The sequence below is a fragment of the Micromonospora sp. genome (assembly GCF_048594385.1).
Classification (GTDB): Bacteria; Actinomycetota; Actinomycetes; order Mycobacteriales; family Micromonosporaceae; genus Micromonospora; species Micromonospora wenchangensis.
Map to the genome: position 1 here is coordinate 1 of NZ_JBMDWU010000279.1, position 2,740 is coordinate 2,740.

At 73.8% G+C, this 2,740-nt stretch carries 2 protein-coding genes; both read left to right on the top strand.

The genetic code is table 11. The features are described 5' to 3' along the window. A partial coding sequence (locus ACOJTC_RS15050) for a PP2C family protein-serine/threonine phosphatase (protein ID WP_420117341.1) occupies window positions 1-1,610 on the top strand: 1,610 nt, incomplete at its 5' end. A 115-nt stretch (window positions 1,611-1,725) separates the two neighbouring features. Then, a complete protein-coding gene (locus ACOJTC_RS15055) occupies window positions 1,726-2,592 on the top strand; it encodes an aldo/keto reductase (RefSeq protein ID WP_420117342.1) in 867 nt (288 codons plus the stop codon). Window positions 2,593-2,740 lie beyond the last annotated feature (148 nt).

The window sequence follows — 2,740 nt, forward strand, 5'->3', positions numbered from 1 at the left end:
GGCGGGCGTTGCGGCAGGCCAAGGGGTTGGCCCGGCTCGCCGGGGCGCTCAGCGCCGCCGACAGCCGGGAGGCGGTGATGGACGTGGTCGGCGCGGTCACCCCCGGTCTGGTCGGCGCGGACGGGGTCCGGGTCGCGGCGGCCACGGCGGGCGCCTGGGAGCTGACGGTGACCGACGACACCGGCACCGGCGAACTGCGGGTCACCGACGACGAGCCGCTGGCCCGCGCGGTACGCGAGGAGACCACCGTGCCACTGCCGGACGGGCTCTGCCTGCCGCTGCGCGACGGTGGCGGCGCGGTGCTCGGAGCGCTGGAGGTGCGCTGGGACGGGCCGGCCGCCGACGAGGAGGCCCGCCGCATCCTGCTCGACGCGGTGGCGGGGCTGTGCAGCCAGGCGTTGCGGCGGGCCGAGCTGACCGCGTCGGCGCGGGCGATGGCGGAGTTCGCCGCCCGGCTCAGCGTCACCCGGTCCACCGGTGAGGCGATCGAGGTGATCCTGGACGCCGCCCCGTCGGCGCTCGGCGCGGCGCTGCCCGGCCTGGCGATGCGCGACGAGGGCCGGCGGGTCCGGCTGTGGCACGCGGAGCTGCCCAGCGGGCTGGTCGCCACCTTCGACGACCTGACCATCGACGACCCCCGGCCGATCGCCCACGCGCTGCGCACCGGGGAACGGATCATCCTGCGCAACCGGGCCGAGTTCGCCGCCCGGCATCCCGGCCTGCCGGACCCGGCCGGCGAGTACGGGATGGTGACCACGGTCGTGCTCCCGCTGCTGGACGCCTCCCGGCGGCCCATCGCCGCGCTGGGTTTCGGCTGGCCCCGGGAACGGGCGCTGCACGACGACGACCTGGCCCTGTTGGACACCGTCGCCGACCTGTGCGAGCAGACCCTGGAGCGGGTCCGGCTGGCCGCCGCCGAACACAACCTGGTGACCCGGCTGGCGGGCCGGCTGCGCACCTCGGCGACGATCGGGCCACCCGGCCTGGAGCTGGCGACCCGCTACCAACCGGCGATGAGCGGCCTGCACCTGGGCGGCGACTGGTACGACCTGGTCGACCTGGACGACGGCCGGCTGGCCGTGGTCGTCGGGGACGTGGTGGGCCACCAGGTCGAGGCGGCGGCCGACATGGCGCAGCTGCGGACGGTGGTGAACACGCTGATCCGCTCCGGGGTGCCGCTGGCCGAGGTGTTCCCCCGGTTGACCGGGCTGCTCGGGGTCGGGTTCCTCGGCACCTGTCTGGCGATGGTGGTCGACCCGGTGGCCGGGCAGGCGCAGGTCGCCCGGGTGGGGCATCCGCATCCGGTGCTGCTGCGGCCGGGTCGGCCGCCGGAGACGGTCTGGACGGGGCACTCGCTGCCGCTCGGGCTGGTCCGTGACCCGGTGCCGGTGACGACCGTGGCGTTCGGCCCGGGTGACCTGCTGGTGGCGTACACCGACGGGCTGGTGGAGCGGCGCGACCAGGCGTACGACGCCGGGGTGACGGCCCTGCACGAGGTGCTCGTGCCGGTGCGGGACCAGCCCGTGGAGGTCATCGCGGACACCCTGCTGACCAAGCTCTCCGGCTCCGACGACGACCAGGCGCTGGTGATCATCCGGCACGCCGGCTGAGTGTCGGTGCCCACATTCGGTCCGGGGGTGTTGCCGACCGCGATCTTCGGGAAAGCCGTCGGGGTGGGTGGCTAGATTTGCCACCGACGACAACGACAGGATCGGGGTACGGCACATGGGGTCCAGCAGTCAGCCCGCGAAGGCGTCAGGCACCTACCGGATCGGCGGCGACCTGCAGGTCGACCGGCTCGGTTACGGGGCCATGCAGATCACCGGGCCGGGGGTGTGGGGCGACCCGAAGGACCCGGCCGAGGCGGTCCGGGTGCTGCGTCGGGCGTACGAGCTGGGCGTCACGTTCATCGACACCGCCGACTCGTACGGGCCGTTCGTCTCGGAGCTGCTGATCAGGGAGGCGCTGCATCCGTACGCCGACGACCTGGTCATCGCGACGAAGGCCGGCCTGACCCGCTCCGGGCCGGGTGACTGGCGGCCGGTGGGGCGGCCGGAATACCTGCGCCAGCAGTGCGAGCTGAGCCTGCGGCACCTGGGCCTGGAGTCGATCGGCCTCTACCAGCTGCACCGGATCGACGCGAAGGTGCCGCTGGAAGATCAGCTCGGCGAGCTGGCCCTGCTCAAGCAGGAGGGCAAGATCCGGCACATCGGGTTGTCCGAGGTGACCGTCGCGCAGATCGAGGCGGCCCAGAAGATCACCCCGATCGTGTCGGTGCAGAACCTCTACAACCTGGCCGACCGCAGCGCCGAGGACGTCCTGGACCACTGCGAGCGCAACGACCTGGCGTTCATCCCGTGGTTCCCGATCGCCACCGGCAACCTGGCCAAGCCGGGCGGCCCGTTGGACGCCATCTCCACCGGCCACGACGCGACCCCCGCCCAGCTCGCGCTCGCCTGGCTGCTGCGCCGCTCGCCGGTCATGCTGCCCATCCCGGGTACGTCCTCGGTCGGTCACCTGGAGGAGAACGTCGCCGCCGCCCAGGTGCAGCTCACCGACGAGGAGTACGACTCCCTGGCCAAGGCCGCCTGACCGTCCCACCGTGCCGCCCCGGGCGCCCGGCACACAACGGGGGCGGTGTAGCGCCATCCCAAGCTGCGGATACCGCTACATCACCCCCGTTGCTGAGCGCCGCCGGGCCGAGCGCCGGCGGAGGTGGGTCAGCCGTCGGGGGTGATCT